Source organism: Frigoribacterium sp. PvP032 (assembly GCF_017833035.1).
Lineage (GTDB): Bacteria > Actinomycetota > Actinomycetes > Actinomycetales > Microbacteriaceae > Frigoribacterium.
In genome coordinates, this window is record NZ_JAFIBM010000001.1 from 1,594,624 (window position 1) to 1,614,850 (window position 20,227).

Genomic DNA, 20,227 nt, shown 5'->3' on the forward strand with positions numbered 1-20,227 from the left:
GTCCATCGTCGTGGTCGGCCGGCGCTGGTGGTCCATGAGCGCCCCCGCGGTGCGTGCTCACCGTCGATGCTCATCACAGCGGGGGACATGCCCGTTTGTCGTGTCCTAAGGAACGATTGCAGGCAGGTTGCTGGCCAACTGGGACGCGACGCGACGCGCCACCGTGTCAGTGACATGCGAAGTGTCCCGGTACACGAAGACGCCATCGACGACAGGCTGGCAACGATCGTCGCAGAGCCAAGGGACCGTGGGGACGTAGAGGGCGCCTGCATCGACGACGGCATCTTCTTCCGCAGCAGCGAGGCGTTCGTCGACCAGGCTGGTGGTAGGTGCTGAGCAGTCACCAGAGTTGCCAACAGATGCCGTGACGCAGAGGACAGGGGCAGCAGGCCAGCGCGGCGTCTCTCCGAGAACAACGACGTCGGTCTCCGGCAAATCGCGTGTGAGTTGCTCGATCGTGCGTGCGTAGGCGTTCGCCCAGGTCTCCTCGAAGGGCTCGCCCGAAGCGATCGAGCCGCGGTAGCCAGGCCCAGCGGCGCTCAGCACGATGAGGTCTGGTGACAGCGCTATTGTCCTGCGAAGTACTTGCTGACGCCACGTCGCGCATTCGTCATACGTCCGCTGAAGCGTGGTATCACGAAGTTCGAGGTCGACGAACGGACATGCCGACTTCGTGAGGGAAGTCAGAGCGCCTCTGTCCCGGACGACGGCCTCTTCCAGAGGGCTGAACCACTGCGCCGCGTGTGAGTCCCCCAGGAGGACTACTTGCAAATTGGCGTCGTCAGGCCCGTATAGACAGGAACCCGCTTCGACCTGCAGCCTCTCGAGGTGACAGCCGTCGGCGTATACGGGCGGAAGAGAAGCGCCGAGCTCGGCGAGCTCAGGCACGACGGTTGCGTAGGGGGCGCGTGGCTTGGCTGTGGCCGTGACGGGTGACGCTCCGACCAGGCCAGCTAGCAGGAGCGTGACCGAAGCCGCGGCTCCGATGCCGAGGAGCGAACGTGACGTCGACGACGACATGGTGCGCCGTCGGTGAGGACCAGCGTCGGGCCGGTGTCGGCGTTCGACCCACCGGAAGGTGCACTCGCTGAGCCCGAGAGCGACGAGCACGGCGAGGAGTACTTCGGGGACAGTCAACGTCCTCCCCAGCGCTAAGACAGGGACCACGAGCGCAGGCCAGTGCCAGAGGTAGAGCGAGTAAGAGCGATCGCCGACAGCGGTCAAGACTGGCTGGGCGAGGAAACGCGTGACGCTTGCACCACGGTCACTCGGGGCACCGAGGATCAGCACGACGGCGACGACCGGTAGGAGTGTCGGCCACGAGGGATGGGGCGTCGACGCGCCCACGACGGCGACGGAGGACAGCAACGCAGCCATCGCCAGCCACCCCGGCAACCCGGAACCCCGCATGACGCCACGAAGGCCCTTGCTACCGGCAAGCGCCAGAAGGCACCCGGCCCCGAGTTCCCAGGCCCGCGTCACGGGGAGGTAGAAGGACCACGGAGCGAATGCTTCCGTGAGGATGACAGCCAGGGCGAACGAGAGGGCACACAGGACTGCCACGGAGATGATGGGCAATGACTTACGCCGGTTGCCACCGAGTTTGAGAAGGATCAGGAGGAGGAGGGGCCACGCCAGGTAGAACTGCTCCTCGATGCCGAGTGACCAGAAATGGAGGAATGGTGCCGGCGATTCGTCAGCGAGGTAGTTGACCCCCGCAGCTGCGAAGCGCAAGTTCTCGATGCCCAGGACTGCCGCAAAGGCCTGTATTCGGGTTTCTCCGAGACTTGAGCTGGGTGCGACGACCAAGAGTGCAACCAGCGTGGTGGCGACGACGACAAGGGTGGTGGGCACGAGCCGGCGGATCCGCCCGACAGCGAAACGAAAGAGGTCGATGCGCCCGGTTGCCTCGTGCTGCCGCAGCAAAGCGAGGGTAATGACGAAGCCCGAGATGACGAAGAACACATCTACGCCCAAATAGCCCCCGGAGACAGGTGCTACTCCCGCGTGGTAGGCCACGACCAGCAAGACAGAGACGGCCCGCAGTCCTTGGACGTCCGCACGTCGGCTGTTGGCGGACACGTCAAGCATTCGCGCAGGTTAGCAGTACCCACATGCCCGACCGTGTTCTCACCGGGGCTTGGAATTGGCTCGACGCATATACCCCGGACGGGCAACTTGCATGTGTCGAGCGACCTGCGCCGCGAACCACAATGCGTCGCGCAGCGCCTGACTCAGCGGGAAGTTGCCGAGGGATCCGGCTAGGCGTCTTCTGGAGCGCAGAACCGTGCGCATGGAAGTGCTCCACGGACTCGTCAGACGGCTGAACTGGCCTGGGTGTATCCGGTAGGAGGTCAGGGCGTCAGGCAAGTTGTCGATGTCGCCGATGTCGGCCAGGCGCAAGAAGAGGTCGTAGTCCTGCATCCGTGCGCAATCTTCGTCATAACCGCCGACGCTCTCGAGCGATAGGCGTCTCATCATCACTGACGAGTGGACTAATGGATTGCGTTTGAGCAGGGTGGACTTGATCTGCTCGACACCGACCACGACCTCGAGGGTTCCCAGGAATCTGGATGCGTCGTCGATGAGCTGGGCAGACGAACCGAGGCAGACGAGTTCGGGTCGGTGCCGCATCTCCTCGAGCTGACGCTCAAGGCGTCCCGGCATGGCCAGATCATCGGCGTCCAGGCGCGCGATGAACTCACCTCGTGATGCCCGTAGGCCACTGTTCAGTGCTGCGGGCGTTCCTTGACGGTGCTCATGCTTTATCACCCGTACTCTGTCATCCGAGGGTACGTGACGAGGTTCGAGTTCGATTCCGTCGGCGACCAAGACGACTTCCAGGTCGACGCCAGTCTGCGCGAGCACCGAGTCGAGGGCAGCCCAGAGGTGTTGGTCCGCACGGACTGTCGGAATGACGACCGATATTGAGGGGGCAGGCATGGTGGGGCAAGGTTACGGTATATGGAGTAAGCAACGGTGACGGCTTCCCGTCCCCCGAAATCATGCGCTGTGATCGGGGCATCGGGTTTCGTGGGTCGAGCCATCGTCGGGCGCCTAGAGGAAGCCGGGTGGAGGGTCATCTCTGTCTCGGCGCCGCGCCTGACTTCCTGGGCAAGCGACGAGTCGGGCCTGATCTCGGAGTCGCTGGCGCACGAGGATGTCCTCGCTGCCCTGCAGGGAAAAGTGCAAGGGACGGACATCGTCGTCTTAGCGGCTGGCCTGGCCACGCCGAACTCTTCCGACGTCCCTGCTCTCATCGGAGCCAACGCGTTGTTGCCAGTTCTCGTCGCGCGGGCTGCCGCTCGAGCAGGCTGTGAGGGATTCGTCCACATCTCGTCGGCCGCCGTTCAGGGACGGGTTCGAGTCCTCGACGAGAGCGAGGTGACGACGCCATTCTCTCCTTACTCGACGTCCAAGGCGCTCGGTGAGAGCGCGCTCCTGGTTATAGCGGACAGCCTGGGCCTGCGTGCGTGCATCTTCCGTGCCACTTCTGTTCACGGCAATGGACGTCCCACGACCGCAGCTCTCCGCCGTGTGGCGCGCAGCCCCCTGTCCTCGGTTGCTGCGCCTGGCTCCGCTGCCACGCCCATCGTGTCCGTCTCGGGCCTCGCTCGCGCTGTCGCATTCCTGCTTCCAAGGCTCGAGGACGCACCTTCGATCGTTCTCCAACCCGCTGAGGGAGCCACTACTCGAAGCGTCCTGACTGTCGCTGGCAGTCGTGCGCCGCTGGTGGTGCCGGCTCTTTTGGCCCGGTTGGCTGTCGTGGTCGGGTACGGCGTGTTCGGTCGTGTCTTACCCGCGACAAAAGGCCACGTCCGTCGCGTGGAACTCATGTGGTTCGGACAGGATCAAGACGAGGGCTGGTTGACGCGGGCCGGGTTCGAGCCGATAGACGAAGTTCACGCCTGCCTCGCCCCCGACGGTGAGGTGCCCGCTCGACAGGTATGGCATAAGGGGAGCGAGGCATGAAGGTCAGGGGGACCGAGACGCCACGAGCGTCGTCCCTCGGTTCGAGGCTGCGACTCGTCGCTGTCTCTTCGGGCATCGGTACCGGCGGCAAGCTGCTCCAGTTCGCCGCCCTGGCGTTCCTTGCTACCCAGCTCACTCCGGCAGAGTACGGGCGCTTCTCCATCCTGCAGATCTTGCTGTTCGGCATAGCCAGCATCGCTAGTTCAAGTTTCGCATTCGCTGCCAACACGAGGGCGGCCGATATCGTGTCCGCCAACGCCGGAGTCGAGTTCTCGACCGTGCTCCGGGCCGTGGCACTCGGCAAGCTGCCCGTCTATGCCGGCATAGCAATTGCAGGGGCAGTCGTCTTCCCGCTTCTCTACCTCGTCTTGTCCGGAGGACTGGTCCCGACTCCGTTCGTCTTCGCACTAGGAGCAACATGCAGTGCGATCGTGGTGACGGACACATTCATAGGCGTTGTCGCCGGTACAGGTCGCGTCGTTCCATCGGCCCTGCTCGACGGCGCCCGGGGCGCGGGTTCTGCGATCGCGCTGGCAGTGGCCGTTCTGTTGTTCTCAAGTGACTGGACAGCGCTCGGCTTGGTAGTCGTTGACCTCGTGATCGCCACGGTCGGGATCTCGATGATGTCGACGAGAACGTCGGCGCGGCGTGTCACTAGCCTCATCGTCCCGCGGGCTTCAAAGGGTGTCATCAGGGCAGGTGTGGCCGCGAACGCCGCAGCGCAACTGGGTACATGGGCTCTCGTCTGGGCGGTGCAGGTTGTCGGCGGGCTGGGCGCAGTGGGAGCATTCTCTCTGGCCAACCGGTTTGCCACGCTGGTCTTGTTGGCGCCTGGGTTCCTGAGCAAGAACATGCTCGGTGCATTGCGACGGGACCGCCCTACGGGCGAAGATCGCGGAAAAAGCCTGCTCTTCTTCTATGTGGCCACCGTCAGCGCCGGCAGTCTGGCCGCCGCCGTTCTTGCTGTTGCCATTGGACTGTCGTTTCCCGCATTCCGCGGCAACTACCCGGGTCTGGACGAACTACTCATAGTCTTGTCTGGGGCGGCTGTGCTCAGGGCGGTGGCTACTAGCCTGGGCATCATCTGCGTCTCAAGAGACTTGCTTAAGACATGGGTATTGAGCGACGCGGCCGCTCTCCTTGTATTGCTTATATCTATAACGTTCGCACTAGTATCTGCTGCTGACATAGGTCTATTGCTCACGGGCCTCGTGATCTCGAACGCTACGGCCCTGATCTGGAGGGCAGGAGGACTGTTCCTTTCGCGCAGGGCCTCGTCATCCTCGCCGGAAGCCGACCGGCTCGCGGCCTGACTAAAGGAATTTTACCGTTCAGTCTTACGTGGACGAGGTGGCCTGGCTTGCCGTACTGGTCCCGCACTTCGCCACTGAGCCGACTGCTTCTCGATCCATGTATCTCGCGTCGGTGAGCACCTCACTCGCCCTTGCCGTGAGCTAGCCTCTGAGCGTGAAGACGACACCCGTGACCCTTTCCGCCAGGCGGGGAGCCGTTATCGTCCTTCTCGTCATCGTCTTGGGAATCTTCCTCATCCAACGGTCATGGTTCATAGGCCTTCTTCCGGAAACGGCCTACGTCATCTCGACGGCGACCGGTGGTTTCGCGATTTTCGCTACGGCAGTCGCAGGGCGTCGACGACTCTGGTCTGGCGGGTTCTTTTTCGTTCTCCTCATTGGACTCTTCCACCTCGGCATTCCCGCGGTCTTCGCTACGAACTCATCGATCCCTACTCGTTACGCGGACTACTTGCCGCTCTGGCTGAGCAACGGGGCCCCGATCACTGAATCGTTGTGGCTAAGTGTCACGGCAATGACGTCCATCGCAGTCGCCTACGTCATCGCCTCCAACAAGACGGACAACACATTTGCTGTGCAGCCTTCATCGCGGACGGAGGGGCTTGCCCTTGGAGGTCTCGTTCTCGTCGTTCTCGGCGCAGGCATGTATCTCGGCTACGTGGCCATCGCAGCACCGGAGCTGCTGACCGGTGCCGGAAAGAGGTACTACGAGCAGACCGTGTCGGGGAACGCGCCAATTGCCTACGGGACCATCATCGTGTCTATCGGCTCCGTATTGGCGGCTGCGGGCCAGAAGTCCCGCACGAGGAACGTCGCGTTCGGGGTCTTCCTGGTCTTCACGCTTGCGACTCTGGCGTTCGGCTCGCGAACGGCCGCCCTGTACAGCGTCGTTGCCGTGGTGGTCGTCGTTGCCCGGCTCCAGAGGATGCCTCGCCAGCGAGTTGCCATCGTCTCTGTTCTTCTTGGGCTAATGGTTGTCTCGGCGGTCCAGCAAGTCCGCGATGAAGGCTTGTCCGGTGCATCCGTCGGAGAGTTTGTGGGATCACCCGCCAGTGCCGCAACAGAGATGGGGCTTACTTTGCGGCCTGTAGTCGAGACCGTGCAATGGTTCGAGAACGGCGAGGACTATCGCTATGGATCCACCTATGTTGCGGGCGTCGAGCGCCTCATTGAGGGCGTGTTTGGTCTTGATCGCCCACCGTCGACAGAGGATGAGAGGTTCGCCGGGGCGCTCGTCCGCGATCGGGTCGACCTTTTCCAGATCGGTTACAGTATCGTTGCAGAGGCATACTTGAACTTTGGCCCCTTCGGGTTGGCCGCCTTCTTCGCCGCACTTGGTGTCTTGTTCGGTCGCTGGGACAGTCAAAATCTTGGCAATGGCCTGAGCGCCGCGCGATATGGCATTGTTTTTGTGGCCCTCATTGCTCACGTCCGGCAAGCATCGAATATTACGTTGACGAGCATCATCATCGGTCTCGTGGCAGTAGAAGTCACCCACCGCATCGCCGTTCTTGTCCACCAGTCGAAGATGTCTCGGGTCACCACCCGCTCTGTGCAGATGCCCGAGAGGCAACGCGCCGTTCTCTAGCGAGTTAGTTGGCTGTAAGGACCATGCGTCGCGTTCCTCCTGGTCGAACGTCGCGGCCTTCCGCTTCGTCAAGATAGGGTCGCACTATGAGGGTTTTGTTGGTCTCCGGCATCTTTGCCATGTCCGAGGACTTCCGGTCTGAGAAGCTTCAGGAGACAACAGAGACGATCCTCTACGACGGTCTTCGTCAACGCGGCGTCGACGTCGAGCAACGCGGTCACGCGTACTATGACGACTGGTCTGGCTTCGACGTAGTGCACCTCCACCACTTGGCCAATTCTTGTGTCCGCATGTTGCTGCCGAGCCAGCGACCTATTGTCTTCTCCCGACACGCGACGAAGCAGGTTCCCCTGCACCACAGGATCGTGTTGCGGCAGACGTACGCGAACAGCACGCGGGTCGTGGTCTCGAGCGAGCAGGAGCGGCGTCGTCTGGCTGGTGTGGTCCCGTCGGCCAAGGTGTCCGTGCTCTACAACGGGGTGCGGTCTGACAGCTTCACAGCTCGTGAACGAACAGCACCCGCACCTGGCGAGCGGTGGGTCCTCCTCTACGTGGGCCAGCTGATCGAGTTGAAACGTGTCCACCAGGCCATCGAGGAGCTGAAGGAAGTCCTTGTCCAGGGCTGGGATGCAGAATTGCGCATCGTCTCTCAGAGGGAGACTCTTCGGGGTGAGCTGGAAGCACTCGCCACTTCTCTCGGCGTCCTCGATCGTGTTCGCTTCCTCGGACCTAGGGGGAGAGAAGCTCTGGGGCGTGAGATGGACGAAGCTCACCTCTTGATGCTGCCTTCTAGGACAGAGGCACTTTCGACCGTCGTAACAGAGGCAGCGCTGGCCGCGCTGCCCGTGGCGTCGTACGACGTCGGCGGCATGCGTGAGCAGATCCCCGAAGCATGGCCGGCGCCGTCTGCTGATGACCGAAGGTCTTATTCAGAGATTGTCCGTAGCACGCTCGGTGACTACCAGACCGCAGCGCGGCGGTGGGCAGAGCACGTGCCAGTGGCGCGAATGCGATTCTCGACTGAGTCCATGATCGACGGACACCTGGCCCTCTATCGTGATGTGGCCGTCGGACGCTCAGAGTAGAACTCGTCCAACAACGGCCAAATGACGGACGTGTCGAAATGCTCGAGAACCGCACGGTGAGCAGCTTCGGCAAAGCCAGAGTCGGGCTCACTGCCAGTCAGCGAACGCTCGATCCCGGAAGCGAGAGCCGCGACGTCACCGATGGGCACGATGGTGCCCGTGACACCGTTCTGGACTACGTCGGCGGCGCCCGTGAAATCCGTTACCACCACAGGTGTGCCAGCGGCCGCCGCCTCGAGGATGACGGTAGGGAGCCCTTCTCGTAGCGAGGGGAGGCAAAGGACGTCCATGCGTCCGTACCATGGCGCCGTGTCCGCTACGTTGCCAGCGACACGTACCCAACTCTGGCCCAGGAGGTGTTGGGCGCGAGCAGGCAGTTGTTGGGTGCCCTCGTCAGGGCCGATGAGGAGGAGTTCCACATCTGCACCCCGGCGGCGCAATGAGTCCACGGCGAGGAGGAGCTGGTCGATGCCCTTGTCGGACGTCAGGCGCCCGACGAAGCCCACGACGCCCTGCCCAGTCCTCTTGACGCGCGATGCGCGCTCCTGAGCAGCCCTGTCACGGTAATGCTGGACGTCAACCCCGTTCGCAGAACCACGACCGAGGACTGTCATTCGTCTCGGGGGCAGCCCCGCGTGTGACGCTGCCTCGACGAGGCCCGACCCAACGCTCAGCGTGTCCGTGGATGCTCCGATGACGAACCGTTCGATGGCTGTGAGGGCGCGTCGAGCAAAGCCAGTCGTGGTCTCCAAGCGGAGGCCGTAGAGGAAGTAGATGCGTCTCGGCACACGGGCGACCAAAGCTGCCGCAGCGCCGAGCATGGAGGCCTTGGGAGTGCCGTACACGACGACGTCGGGTCTCTTCCGACGAAGCACCCGGACTATCTTGAAGAACGCCACAACATCCCTCACAGGCGACGGAGATCGCCGCATCGTGAGGGGCACGAGGCACACGTCTTCCTCGTCGGCGATGCGACGTGCGATCCCCGTATCGGTCGTGACGAGCGTGCAATGCCACCCGGTGCTGCGCAGGTGGCCCAGTTGTCCGCGCAGCTGCGAATGGACCGACCGATCCGTGGTCGAGATGAACAGGATGTGCCCCTTCGATCCCTCGACCGCGTTCATCGGGCAACCTCGTTCGGTCGTCGGCTTCGAAGCATTCGCGGCAGGGCGACGTATGCGGTGCACACGACCGCCATCGCGACGGCGCACAGGACGGCGCCGACTCCACCCACGGCGCTCAGCACGCCGAGGGTCGAGGTCAGGGCCGTGGTGCCGCAGACGAACGCGGCGATGCTTATGTGCGACCAACCAAGGTCCTCGAGAAGGTGATACCTGTGCTGGCGATGGGATTCATGCCAGCGTTCTCCGCGCAGCACCCTGCTGAGCAAGGTGTACGCCGTGTCCGCGAGGTAGACGGCGACCGGTCCCAGAACGGCGAGGAGCGGTGCTCCTGCTGCCAGCGCACCTAGCGTGATGACGCTCATCGCGCCCCCGATGAGGTAGCTGCCAGAGTCACCCAGGAACATCTTGTGGTGTCCGTTGTTCCATGGCAGGAACCCGAGTCCGGCCGCCGCCGCCACCGCGCCGGCCGCTGCCAGCGTGTCGGGAGCTGCATCCGTCATCGCGGCGAGGATGACATGGGCGACCCCGAAGGCGACGAGGACCATGCCGCTCAAGTTGTCGACGCCGTCCATGAAGTTGGCCACGTTGACGAGGACGGGTACGACGATGACGGCGATAGGGAGGAACAGGACCTGGCCGGACAAGAGCACCAACCAGCCGCCCACAAGCCCTCCGATGAGGAGTTGCGCGATCAGCCGTCCACCGATGGGCACGCCATGTGCGTCCTCAGCGAAACCGAGACCCGCCGTGAGGATGACTGTCGTGAGCACGAGGAAGGTGAAGGATCCACCGGTGCCACCCGCGCCACCGGTTGCCAGGGTCACGAGCAAGCCAGCGACGAGTGCCGCTGCCACGGCCACCCCAGCGCCTCTCAGGACGGGGCGCACGTGCGAAGAGCGGGCGCTGGGCAGGTCGATCACTGTGAAGCGCGTGAGCAAAGGTCGAACGGCAAACGGCATGAAGAGGCCGACAGCGACCGTGATGACTGCTGCGAGCAGGATCTTGTCTGAGATCACGATGCACCCGGACGAGGACCGGCCACGCTCAACGATCTCCAGGGAGAAGGGCCAGCGATCGCCACACGGACGACGAAGCTTTTATGTCGCTGAGCTCGAGGACGGACAGCGGCGGGACGATGGTGTGGGAGATCTTGGGGTGGGCGGGCCGGTTGTCGGACTCACCGTTGCCCACGAGCTCTTCGTGGAGCTTCTCGCCGTCGCGTAGCCCGGTGAACGTGATGCCGATGTCGCGGCCGGACATGGCGATCATGCGCTCGGCGATGTCGAGGATCTTGACGGGCTCTCCCATGTCCAGGATCAGGACTTCGCCAGGTGAGCCGATGCCGCCGGCCTGAACGACGAGATGGCAGGCTTCCGGGATCGTCATGAAGAAGCGCGTCACGTCGGGGTGCGTGATGGTCAGGGGCCCACCGGCCTCGATCATCGCCGTGAAGACGGGCAGCATCGAGCCGCGACTGCCGAGGACGTTGCCGAAACGGACTGAGAGGTACCGGGAACCCGTCTCATCTGCAGTCCATGCCGTGAGACGCTCGGCGAGGCGCTTGGAGTGCCCCAGTACGCTCGTCGGGTTCGCCGCCTTGTCCGTCGAGATGTTGACGAAAGTCGTCACCCCGACGGCCTTGCTGGCGTCCAGCACGTTCTGTGTCCCGAGCACATTGGTCTTCCATGCTTCGTCGGGGTACTGCTCGAGCATGGGCAGGTGCTTGAGTGCCGCCGCATGGAAGACGACTTCGGGTCGACGTTCCTCGAAGATCACCCGCAGTGCCTCCGGGTCCCGGATATCGGCGAGCACCACTTCCTTCGTGTCGAGCAGGCCGTTGCCTGAGATCGACAGCTGTGACTGCTGGAGACCGGTCTCGTCACGATCGAGCATGATCAGCTCGTCCGGCGCGAACTTCATGATCTGGCGGCACAGTTCACTGCCGATGGAGCCTCCGGCGCCGGTGACGAGAACTTTCTTGCCCTGCAGGTAGCCCGCGATCGACTCGACCTCGGTATCGACGGGGTGCCGGCCGATGATGTCCTCGATGGCGATGTCGCGAACGTCCCCGAGGCGCGACTTGCCCTCTAGGATCTCGTCGAGCAGCGGCAGCACCATGAGACGGAGTCCTGCCTCCGCCGTGAGGTCGGCCAGTTCCTGCAACAGGGGCGCGTCGGCCTTGGCCACGCCCACGATGATGGCCTCAGCACCGCTTCGTTGTGCGGCGTCGACGAGCTCGCGGCGGGTGCCCAGGACGCGCACACCCTCGATCCGCAGGCCAGCCCTCTCCGGGTCGTCGTCGATCAGGCCGACAGGCAGGTACGGCGATGTCGGGTCTGTCAGCATCCGCCTGATCAGGTGGTTCGCGAGACGCCCGGCGCCGAAGATCAGAGTGGGCTGCGCGTCCTCGCCGGGTCGGTGCTGGCTCTCCACATACAGCCGAGCCACGTAGCGCAGAGCGCCCATGAGGACGAAGGCGAGCGGCATCGCTATGAAAACAGTGCTGCGGGCCACCATGATCTCCGTCCCGACGACGAGCACCGGCACGCCGACGACGATACCGGTCGAGACCACCGCTACCACGAGAGCGCGCACTTCGGCGAAGCTACCGGGTACGAACCGGCGCCGATATAGACCGGTCGCGAACCCGGCCATTGCGCTGATGAGGACGATCACCAGCGTGACGCCCGAGACGGCCCACCACGTGACGTTCTCGTAAGCAAAGTCATATCGCAGTGACACCGCGGTAGTCACCGCGAGCACCCACGCGATCGCGTCCAGACCGACCTGTAGGGCAGTCCTACTACGCGGGGAAGATGTATTCGGGTTCATCACCAAGTCCTTCCGCCGTCAGCGGAGACAAGGACCGCGTCTGCGGCCCAGAGCCAGAGCGAGCCTGCTCCGGCAGAGATCGCGACGGACCCGGGGGCACCGGCCGTCGTTGGTGCGCATCCCACACGTGCGGGTTCAGTAGATGTGTCGCCGACCGACGCGACGGCGACGCCGTCGCAGCCGACGGACCCGCCCGAGGCCACGAGATACTCGCCGGCGTCGGCGGTGACGGCCAGTGCGCCCTCGACGAAGGCGCCGGCGTCCCACGTGGTCGCGCCGTCGACGGTGCGGTGCAGCGTCCCGTCGCCGCAGAGGACACCCGCGCGGGTGTCGCTGACCACCGCGAGGTCGATCACGGGGCAGGGAGCAGCGTGGTCGCCCGAGGGGGAGTGGACGGTGTCCGTGTCCGTGCGCGTGACGTACCAGGCGGCGGCGAGGCGGTCGGGGTAGTCGCCAAACTCGGCACCTCCCGAGAAGGTCTGGGCGAACGCCGGTGCGCAGGTCGCGCCCGCGGGCCCCACGACGAAGACCGTGGCAGCGTCGGCGGCCTGGAGGCGGTCGATGCCCGCCAGCCCGACGTTCGTCGCGACGGACGTCGAGGACCAGTCCGCGCCTCCTGTGGTCGTCGTCTCCAGGGACAGCTCGGCGGTGTCCGTGCCCGGCGTGCAGGTGCCCACCTCGCCACGCCATGCGGTGTCGCCGTCGACTGCGGACAGCAGACGCGTGGGCTGTACGGCGGCGGCCGATGTCGGCGTCGCCGAGGGAGTCGGGGCGACGGGTGCCGTCGACTCCTCGGCGGGGCTCGACGGCTGGAGGGCGGAGGGTTCGCGGTCCGCGGCGAGACCGGCAGGCTCCCGAGTCACGGCGACGGCGATCAGTCCGACGTCGACGAGCAGGAACGCGGCGATCCCCAGGACGGCGAGGCGGCGACGGGTGCTGGCTCGCTGGCCGCGCTTCCGGCGTGCGTCGGGCATCAGGCGTTCCCGCTCGCGGCCGCACGGCGCAGCAGATCGAGGACGACGTCGGCGGCGGGCACGAGCTGGCGTCCCGACTCGGCGAACGTCTCGTCCGAACGCCGGTAGGGGTCGACGACGTCGTCGTCGATCGCGTCCTCGGGGGCGGGGACCGTGCCCCGCCGCGAGGCCAGCAGCACGACGGCGGCACGGAGCCGGTCGGCGACGGGGGAGCCGACCAAGGGCATCACCGCTGCGAGCTCGGCGTCCGTCACGCCCTCGGCCAGCCGGGCGGCCTCGCGCATCGTGAAGGTGTACCGGCTCGCACGAGGGTGCATGGACACGACCGCGCGGCGGTGTTCCCGAGCGAGGGCGATGACGAGGTCGGCCGAGCGCACGTCGCGTTCGAAGAGGAAGCGGGCCCGGTGGTCGTCGGGCTCGAGGTCGTAGGAGCGGGCGAGGGCACGAGCCTGGTCGGGCATCACGTCGTCGTCGACCGCCATCGTGCCGGCGCTCGAGACGACGACGTCGTCGAGGTCGGCGAGGCCGCGGCGCAGGTACAGCTCGGCCAGGGGGCTGCGACAGATGTTGCCGGTGCAAACGGTCAGCAGCGAGAAGCCGGTCGGGGCCCCTCGGGGGGAGAACAGGCTCACGGCAACTACCTCGCCGAGCGCGAGCGCGTCTTCGGCGCGGCAGGCAGGTCGCCGATGCCGGCCTCGGGGGTGTCCTGCTCCATGCCGTAGTACGCGCCGTAGTTGCCGTAGCCGTAGGCGTCCGGTCCCTTGGTGGGCAGCATGGTGAGCACGATTCCGAGCACCTTGCTGCCGATGTGCTCGAGGTTCCGCAGGGCCGACTGCAGCTCGTTGCGGGTCGTGCGCCCTGCCGCCGAGACGACGATCGCGCCGCCTGTCAGCTTGCTGAGGATCGCGGCGTCGGTCACGGGCAGCAGCGGCGGTGCGTCGATCAAGACGTAGTCGAAGGACGCGTTGAGCGACTCGAGCAGGGCGATCATGGCCTTCGAGCCGAGCAGCTCGCTCGGGTTCGGGGGAACGCGACCGGCGGGCAGCACGTACATCGTCCCGCGGCCCCAGGCCTGGAGGACGTCCTGCAGGTCGGCACGGCCGATGAGCACGTCGGTGAGGCCCACGACGCCCTCGAGGCCGAGGGTGTCGGCGAGGCGCGGCAGGCGAAGGTCGCCGTCGACGACGGCGACGGTCGCGCCGGTCTCGGCCAGGGCCACGGCGAGGTTGGCCGTGGTGGTCGTCTTGCCCTCGCCGGGCAGGGACGACGTCACGACGAAGCACCGGCTGCCCGACTCGACGTTGACGAACTGCAGGTTGGTGCGGAGGGTGCGGAACGACTCGGCGCGAGGGTTCCGCGGGTCGACGTGCACGATCAGCGGGTTCTTCTTCGCACCAGGGTCGAAGCTGATGCCGCCGACGATCGGGGCGTCGGTGATGAGCTCGACGTCGTGCGAGCCGTGGATGCGCGTGTCGAGCGTGCTCCGCAGCACGGCTGCTCCGACGCCCAGTGCGAGCCCGACGAGCAGGCCGAGGCCGAGGTTCAGCGTGGTGCGCGGGGTGGCGGGTGCCGAGGCGACCGAACCGGGGACGATCGTGGCGATCTTGACCAGGCTCGCGCCTCCGTCGGTCGGCATCTCGAGCTCCTCGACGACCACCTGGGTCAGGGAGGCGCCGACCGCGTTGGCGATGTCGGCCGCCTGCTGGGCGTCGGTGTCGGTGACCGTGATGTTGATCAGCACGGTGTTGAGCGGAGAGTCCGCCGTGATGCGCGAGGCGAGCTCGGCGGCAGTCGTGTTCAGGCCGAGACCCTCGATGACAGGATCGAGCACGCTGTTGCTCGTGACGACGTCGACGTACGAGCGCACCTTCTGCTGGGCGGCACTGCTGCCCTGCACTGCGTCGCCCGTCGTCGCCGAGTCTGCTGACTGGACGGAGACGAACAGGCGCGTCGACGACACGTACGTCGGGGTCGCGAGGATGGACGACAGCGCTCCGGCGGCGACGCCCGCGAGCGTCAGCGCGGCGATGAGGATCCAGCCCTTGCGGAGGATTCGGATGTAGTCACGCAGTTCCACGCGGCGGGTCCTGTTCGTAGGGCCGCCGGGCGTGAAGTACTGATCCCCCAGACGACCTCGGAGCGGCTCCGCGAGGCCCCGCCCCCCTACGGGCACGACTGCGACCGAGCGGAACCTGGGTCGTCCTCAATACTTGCACATCATGTGTGGGTAAGAGACCAGCCGGTATCTTTTTTCTCGACCGAGCGGCTAGCCCTGGTTCTGGTAGCTGTGAGCCCCCGTCCCGGCGTAGGCGCCGCCCTCGACGATCAGGTACTCGGGGCGGATCGCGCGACCGGCGAAGAACGACTCGAGGATCTCGCGGGTCCCGGCCGCGTACCGGGCCTGCGGTGACCCGGGCGGCATCGACGCCGCCGCCCAGAAGGGCTCGCTCTCGCTCAGCCTCGGCACCGGCTGGGCCAAGTCGCTGTCGTTCACCACGGGCCAGTGCCCGGTGATGAAGTACAACCGGCAGCTGATGATGGCGATCCTGCACGACCGCACGAGCATCGCGAAGAACGTGCACGCGCAGGCGATAAGCCTCGCGGACGCCCCGCGCGGCTACGCCGAGTTCGACAAGGGCGCGGCCACGAAGTACGTCCTGAACCCGAACGACTACATCAAGGTGGCCTAGCGGGCGATGCCGCGCCGTGCCTCCTCGATCTCGAGACCGAGACCCGAGGAGGCGCGGCTCGGCCCGTCAGCGCCGGCTTCGCCCTCGCAGGGGGTGCAGTCGCTGCAAGGGGTGTATGACGGAATCTCCATGACGAACGCGCCCGACACCTCCTCCGTGCCCACCTCCTCCTCGTCGTCGGGGTACGACGAGCGCCAGAAGTGGCAGGCCTTCTGGGTCTGCGTGGGGGTGGCGGCCCTGACGATCCTCGACCTGTCGAAGGTCAACGTGGGGCTGCCGAGCATCGAGGCGTCGCTCGGCGCCGGACCGACCGCGCTGCAGCTGATCGTCGCCGGCTACGCCCTGGCCTTCGGCTTGTCGCTCGTGCCGTCGGGACGCCTCGGCGACCTCAAGTCGCGGCGCCTGATGTTCGTCATCGGCCTCAGCTCGTTCACCGTGGCCAGTGTGCTCTGCGCGATCGCCCCCACGGTCGAGCTGCTCGTCGCCGCGCGGATCCTGCAGGGCGTCGCCGCCGGCATCCAGATGCCGCAGGTGCTCGGCCTGATCCAGCAGCTGTTCCAGGGGCGCGAGCGCGGCAGGGCGTTCGGCCTGTTCGGCGCGGTCATCGGCGTCTCGACCGCGTTCGGCCCGACCATCGGCGGTCTGCTCATCGCGGTGGGCGGCGCCCAGGACGGCTGGCGCCTCCTGTTCTGGATGAACGTGCCGCTCGGCATCGTCGCCATCGTCTTCGCCCTCAAGCTGCTGCCCCGCACCTCGACGGCGCCGAGCGGCCACAACGAGCTCGACCTGATGGGCATCGTGCTGCTCGGGCTGACGATCCTCACCCTGATGCTGCCGTTCGTGCTGACCACCGGCCAGGGCGATGACCCGCTGCGCTGGCTGTTCCTGGTGGGCTTCGCTGGCTTCGGCGCCCTCTTCGTCTGGTGGGAGCAGCGCTACAAGGCCCGCGGCAAGTCGCCGGTCGTGCACTTCTCGCTGTTCTCGCTCGCGTCGTACCGCAACGGCACGCTCATCGCGACCGTCTACTTCTGCGCGCTGCCTGCGACGTTCCTGCTCACGACGCTCTTCCTGCAGCAGGGGCTCGGCCTCGAGCCCGTCTACGCGGGCATGGTGACCATCCCGTTCGCTCTCACCAGCGCTGTCGCCGCGTTCTACGGCGGACGCATCGTCGAGAAGTACGGCCGCAGCCTCGTCGTGCTCGGCCTCGTGCTCGTCGGAGTCGGCTTCGTCGTGCTGCTGCTGGCCGCGACGCTCACCCCGCCCGAGTACACGCCGTGGGCGATGGCGGGCGGCATGCTCGTCGCCGGCACCGGCGGAGGCTTCGTCATCTCGCCGAACCAGACCCTGACCCTGGCGGAGGTGCCGGTCGAGATGGGCGGAGTGGCCGGCTCCATGGGCCAGGTCGGCCAGCGCGCCGGCACCGCGATCGGCACGGCTGCGGCGGTCTCGACCTTCTACTCGGTGATCGCCGGACGCAGCGAGGGCTCGACCCTCGACATCTACCACGAGGCGTACCGCAGCGGGTTCCTGGTGACCATCGCCCTGGTGGCGGGAGCGCTCGTGCTGGCGCTGCTCGACCTGCGGGCGCGGAAGCAGGGGCGGGTGGGGGAGGCGGCCGACGCCTCCTAGGGGAGGCGCGGCCTGACCCGGCCGGGTTTGGCCCGATCTGGCCTGGCGCGACTACGCGGCGGGGGACTGCGCGGCCGCGGCGTCGAGCCAGGCCGTGATGTCGACGGCGAGCGTGCGGGGCAGGTCGACGGCGGCAGGGTCGACGCGGGTGATCGTGCTCGTGTGGGCGGCGGCGACGGAGGCGGCGGTGACGACGGACATGGTGGGCTCCTCTGCGAGACGGTCTGGTTGGCGGGGCCGCCGCGGCCCGTCGAGGTGACGACGGACCGCGAGGCTCCTGGCACGCTCACCCGTCGTGGGACGGGACCCCTCCGGGGTGCGGCGACTGCCTGCGGCCAGTCAAGCCGAGAGGGTGTGTCGTCAGCGTCAACCGAAAGGACCGGTTCTCGTCCTGCGCCTACTCCGGGCGGATGAGGTCGTGCGTCGGCGTCGAGTTGCCCCGAAGTGCTGCTCGCGGCCGGTCATGGCGACGTTTCGGGGCAACTCGATGCCCGGCGCGGGCGCGGGCGCGATCGTGCCCGCGCTCGTGGGCGCTCGTGCATGGGGTCAGGGGTGGGGGACGGACGCGGGATGCAGGCGGACGAATGCGAGGACGGCGTCGTGCAGCAGGCCGTTCGTCGCGAGTGCGCTGCCGTGCCACGGCCCTGGCTCGCCGTCGGTACTCGTGAACGTGCCGCCCGCCTCCTCGACGATCGGGATCAGCGCCGCCATGTCGTACGGCTCGAGGCCGAGCTCGCCCGCGACGTCGAGGGCTCCCTCGGCGACGAGGACGTACGACCAGAACTCTCCGTAGGCGCGCGTGCGCCAGACCTGGTCGGTCAGCGTGAGCAGCTGCTCGAGCCGGCCCGCCTCGCGCCAGTACTCGAGGCCGTTGTAGCTCAGCGACGCGTCGGCGAGGTCGCGGACGCCCGAGACGCGCAGGGGAGCGGCACCGTGCTCGGACGAGAACGCCCCGCCGCCCGTGCTGGCCCACCAGCGGCGGCCGAGGGCCGGAGCGCTGACGACGCCGAGCACGGGGACGCCGTCGACGACCAGCGAGATGAGGGTCGCCCAGACGGGGACGCCCCGGAGGAAGTTCGCCGTCCCGTCGATCGGGTCGACGATCCACTGGCGGCGGGGGGCCGCGTGGGCGCGTGCGGTGCGGTCGCCAGCTGCGTCGTCCCCGGCTGCGTCGTCCCCGTACTCCTCGCCGTAGAAGGAGTCGCCGGGGCGCTCGGACTCCACTCCGGCGCGGATGGCCCGCTCGACGGCCTGGTCGGCGTCGGTGACGTGCGTGCGATCGGGCTTGAGCGACACGTGCAGGTCGGCGGAGCGGTAGCGCTCGGTGCTGATCGCGTCCGCCGCATCGGCGAGCGTGAGGGCGAGACGCAGGTCGGCGGCCCAGCGGGCGCCGTCGTCGGCCGTGGCGCCCGCCGAGCTCGTGTCGGCGTCGGACGAGGAGGCGCGGGTCGGGTCGGTCACGCTGCCAGCGTACCGAGCGCGCCCGGCAGGCACCGCGCCTCCTCGTGTCTGGGTCGCCCGTCGGTCACTTCTCGGGGGCGTGCATCACAAAGCGAGAGTGATCCTGCTTCCTGCGCCCCGCCTCCCGCGTGAATCGGTTCGGCCGCCTGCAGATCACTCTCAAATTTGAGAAAGCAGCCCGCACATGCCGACCAGGAGGCCACTTAGGTTGCTGTAAAACCCGGAAATCCGGTTCTTGCAGGGCGCGCGGTCGGCATTTGCGGTGTGGCCGGGGACGGCTGACACATATGCCGACCGGGAGTCGGCACGGGCTGCTGCAGAACAGGGAAATCCGGTTGTTGCAGGGTGCGCGGTCGGCATTTGCGGTACCGACCCACCGGCGACCGCGACCGCACCGGCGGCGGCGGGTCGGCTAGCGCGACGGCGGAGGCGGCGGCTGCTCGTCCGAGCGGGCGTCCTCGTCGCGGGCGGCCTGCTCGCGGCCGCTGACGCCGCCCTTCGAGGCGAGCAGCGTCTGCAGCGAGGCGAGCCGCTCACGGCCGACGTCGCCGAGCTCGCCGGCCTCGACTCGGTCGACGATCTCCCAGTCGTGCGCCTCGGCCAGCGGGATCCCGTCGCGCGAGGGCTTCTCGGAGGGGTGGGCGTGCCGCGCGAACGACCGGAGGATGTTCTCCGGGTCGACGTGCCCGAGCCCGAACGATCGGACGCCGGGCGTGTCGACGATCCAGCCGCCGCTCGGCACCTTGAACGAGACGGTCGACGACGACGTGTGCCGCCCGCGCCCGGTCACCGCGTTGACGACGCCGACCTCGCGCTGCGACCCGGTCAGGGCGTTGACGAGCGTCGACTTTCCGACGCCCGAGTGGCCTACCGTCACCGTCACGTGCCCGTCGAGCAGCTCGCGCAGCTCGTCGAGCACCGGCGACGGCGAGCCGTCGGGCAGGGGGTCGAACGACGTGGAGGTGGTCGTCACGATCCGCAGGTCGAGGCACGAGAAGTGGGCCGCGAACGGTGCGGGGTCGGCGAGGTCGGTCTTCGTGATGCAGAGGATCGGCTCGACCCCCGCGTCGAAGGCGGCGACCATGTAGCGGTCGACGAGCCGGGGGCGCGGCTCGGGGTCGGCCGCGGCGACGACGATCAGCATCTGGTCGGCGTTGGCCACGATGACGCGCTCCACGGCGTCGCTGTCGTCGGCACTGCGGCGCAGCAGCGTCGTCCGTTCCTGCACCTTGACGATGCGGGCGAGCGAGCCCTCCGCGCCGCTCGTGTCGCCGACGACGCCCACGCGGTCGCCGGTGACGACGCTCTTCTTGCCGAGCTCGCGGGCACGCGCGGTCGTGATCTCACGCTCGTCGGGGGTGCCGGCGTCCATCAGCACGCCGTAGCGGCCGCGGTCGACGGTCCAGACCACCCCCTCCTCGGCGTTCGCGTACGCGGGCCGCTGCTTGGTGCGCGGCCGGTTGGCCTTCGGGTTCGGGCGCTGCCGCACCGAGCTCTCGTCGTACTGGCCCCAGGCCTCGTCGTCTGCGGCGTCGTCGCCGTCGCTCCACCAGCTCACC

At 66.9% G+C, this 20,227-nt stretch carries 16 protein-coding genes and 1 pseudogene; 6 read left to right on the plus strand and 11 right to left on the minus strand.

The features are described 5' to 3' along the window. Nucleotides 1-105 precede the first annotated feature (105 nt). Together JOE35_RS07340 and JOE35_RS07345 are read right to left on the minus strand one after the other, a co-directional pair. A complete protein-coding gene (locus JOE35_RS07340) occupies nt 106-2,091 on the minus strand; it encodes an acyltransferase family protein (RefSeq protein ID WP_209560539.1) in 1,986 nt (661 codons plus the stop codon). A gap of 39 nt (nt 2,092-2,130) precedes the next feature. Beyond that, on the minus strand, nt 2,131-2,943 hold the full coding sequence (locus JOE35_RS07345) for a glycosyltransferase (RefSeq protein ID WP_209560540.1): 813 nt from the start codon (nt 2,941-2,943) through the stop codon (nt 2,131-2,133). A gap of 69 nt (nt 2,944-3,012) precedes the next feature. Between JOE35_RS07345 and JOE35_RS16220 the strand changes: the two genes are divergently transcribed. From JOE35_RS16220 to JOE35_RS07365, 4 genes are all read left to right on the plus strand, one after another. Beyond that, a complete protein-coding gene (locus tag JOE35_RS16220) occupies nt 3,013-3,972 on the plus strand; it encodes an NAD-dependent epimerase/dehydratase family protein (protein ID WP_374099699.1) in 960 nt (319 codons plus the stop codon). After that, entirely contained in the window at nt 3,969-5,285 is a 1,317-nt protein-coding gene (locus JOE35_RS07355) for a hypothetical protein (protein WP_209560542.1), read from the plus strand. The genes JOE35_RS16220 and JOE35_RS07355 overlap by 4 nt, the downstream gene beginning before the upstream one ends. A 154-nt stretch (nt 5,286-5,439) precedes the next feature. Beyond that, nucleotides 5,440-6,873, plus strand: coding sequence for an O-antigen polymerase (locus JOE35_RS07360; protein ID WP_209560543.1), 1,434 nt, complete (start codon nt 5,440-5,442; stop codon nt 6,871-6,873). Between the two features lie 86 nt (nt 6,874-6,959). Further along, nucleotides 6,960-7,958, plus strand: a complete 999-nt coding sequence (locus JOE35_RS07365) for a glycosyltransferase family 4 protein (protein ID WP_209560544.1) — start codon at nt 6,960-6,962, stop codon at nt 7,956-7,958. On the opposite strand, the gene JOE35_RS07370 is transcribed toward JOE35_RS07365, so the two are convergent. From JOE35_RS07370 to JOE35_RS07395, 6 genes are read right to left on the minus strand one after another with little or no spacing between them, the layout of a single operon-like run. Beyond that, the gene (locus tag JOE35_RS07370) at nt 7,925-9,082 is read right to left on the minus strand and encodes a glycosyltransferase (RefSeq protein WP_209560545.1); all 1,158 of its coding nucleotides are present in this window, start codon (nt 9,080-9,082) and stop codon (nt 7,925-7,927) included. The two genes, JOE35_RS07365 and JOE35_RS07370, sit on opposite strands and share 34 nt — an antisense overlap. After that, nucleotides 9,079-10,098 (minus strand): UDP-phosphate glycosyltransferase, encoded by a 1,020-nt coding sequence (locus JOE35_RS07375; RefSeq protein ID WP_209560546.1) that lies wholly within the window; start codon nt 10,096-10,098, stop codon nt 9,079-9,081. The genes JOE35_RS07370 and JOE35_RS07375 overlap by 4 nt, the downstream gene beginning before the upstream one ends. A 28-nt stretch (nt 10,099-10,126) precedes the next feature. Then, the gene (locus JOE35_RS07380) at nt 10,127-11,914 is read right to left on the minus strand and encodes a nucleoside-diphosphate sugar epimerase/dehydratase (RefSeq protein ID WP_209560547.1); all 1,788 of its coding nucleotides are present in this window, start codon (nt 11,912-11,914) and stop codon (nt 10,127-10,129) included. Then, on the minus strand, nt 11,914-12,888 hold the full coding sequence (locus JOE35_RS07385; RefSeq protein ID WP_209560548.1) for a hypothetical protein: 975 nt from the start codon (nt 12,886-12,888) through the stop codon (nt 11,914-11,916). The genes JOE35_RS07380 and JOE35_RS07385 overlap by 1 nt, the downstream gene beginning before the upstream one ends. After that, complete coding sequence (locus JOE35_RS07390) at nt 12,888-13,520, minus strand: low molecular weight phosphatase family protein (protein WP_209560549.1); 633 nt, start codon at nt 13,518-13,520, stop codon at nt 12,888-12,890. The genes JOE35_RS07385 and JOE35_RS07390 overlap by 1 nt, the downstream gene beginning before the upstream one ends. Nucleotides 13,521-13,525: 5 nt before the next feature. Next, entirely contained in the window at nt 13,526-14,965 is a 1,440-nt protein-coding gene (locus tag JOE35_RS07395) for a polysaccharide biosynthesis tyrosine autokinase (RefSeq protein WP_209560550.1), read from the minus strand. A 322-nt stretch (nt 14,966-15,287) separates the two neighbouring features. Here JOE35_RS07395 and JOE35_RS07400 point away from each other — a divergent pair. Next, nucleotides 15,288-15,578 (plus strand): annotated as a pseudogene (locus tag JOE35_RS07400) (formaldehyde dehydrogenase, glutathione-independent); the annotation flags it as partial. A 129-nt stretch (nt 15,579-15,707) separates the two neighbouring features. Then, entirely contained in the window at nt 15,708-17,207 is a 1,500-nt protein-coding gene (locus JOE35_RS07405) for an MFS transporter (RefSeq protein ID WP_192041965.1), read from the plus strand. A gap of 51 nt (nt 17,208-17,258) precedes the next feature. Here the strand turns inward: JOE35_RS07405 and JOE35_RS07410 are convergent, their stop codons facing one another. From JOE35_RS07410 to rsgA, 3 genes are all read right to left on the minus strand, one after another. After that, the gene (locus tag JOE35_RS07410) at nt 17,259-17,408 is read right to left on the minus strand and encodes a hypothetical protein (protein ID WP_209560551.1); all 150 of its coding nucleotides are present in this window, start codon (nt 17,406-17,408) and stop codon (nt 17,259-17,261) included. 345 nt (nt 17,409-17,753) lie between these two features. Continuing rightward, nucleotides 17,754-18,578: an inositol monophosphatase family protein gene (locus JOE35_RS07415; protein ID WP_245186442.1), complete on the minus strand. Its 825-nt coding sequence runs from the start codon at nt 18,576-18,578 to the stop codon at nt 17,754-17,756. A 502-nt stretch (nt 18,579-19,080) separates the two neighbouring features. Next, complete coding sequence (gene rsgA / locus JOE35_RS07420) at nt 19,081-20,226, minus strand: ribosome small subunit-dependent GTPase A (protein ID WP_209560553.1); 1,146 nt, start codon at nt 20,224-20,226, stop codon at nt 19,081-19,083. Between the last annotated feature and the right edge of the window lies 1 nt (nt 20,227).

What these genes read in the sequence shown, in the direction of transcription:
- JOE35_RS07385 (WP_209560548.1), bottom strand. Translation starts at nt 12,888, where the DNA reads ATGCCCGACGCACGCCGGAAGCGCGGCCAGCGAGCCAGCACCCGTCGC.
- JOE35_RS07345 (WP_209560540.1), bottom strand. Translation starts at nt 2,943, where the DNA reads ATGCCTGCCCCCTCAATATCGGTCGTCATTCCGACAGTCCGTGCGGAC.
- JOE35_RS07380 (WP_209560547.1), bottom strand. Translation starts at nt 11,914, where the DNA reads ATGAACCCGAATACATCTTCCCCGCGTAGTAGGACTGCCCTACAGGTC.
- JOE35_RS07370 (WP_209560545.1), bottom strand. Translation starts at nt 9,082, where the DNA reads ATGAACGCGGTCGAGGGATCGAAGGGGCACATCCTGTTCATCTCGACC.
- JOE35_RS07340 (WP_209560539.1), bottom strand. Translation starts at nt 2,091, where the DNA reads ATGCTTGACGTGTCCGCCAACAGCCGACGTGCGGACGTCCAAGGACTG.
- JOE35_RS07355 (WP_209560542.1), top strand. Translation starts at nt 3,969, where the DNA reads ATGAAGGTCAGGGGGACCGAGACGCCACGAGCGTCGTCCCTCGGTTCG.
- JOE35_RS07365 (WP_209560544.1), top strand. Translation starts at nt 6,960, where the DNA reads ATGAGGGTTTTGTTGGTCTCCGGCATCTTTGCCATGTCCGAGGACTTC.
- JOE35_RS07410 (WP_209560551.1), bottom strand. Translation starts at nt 17,408, where the DNA reads ATGTCCGTCGTCACCGCCGCCTCCGTCGCCGCCGCCCACACGAGCACG.
- JOE35_RS07405 (WP_192041965.1), top strand. Translation starts at nt 15,708, where the DNA reads ATGACGAACGCGCCCGACACCTCCTCCGTGCCCACCTCCTCCTCGTCG.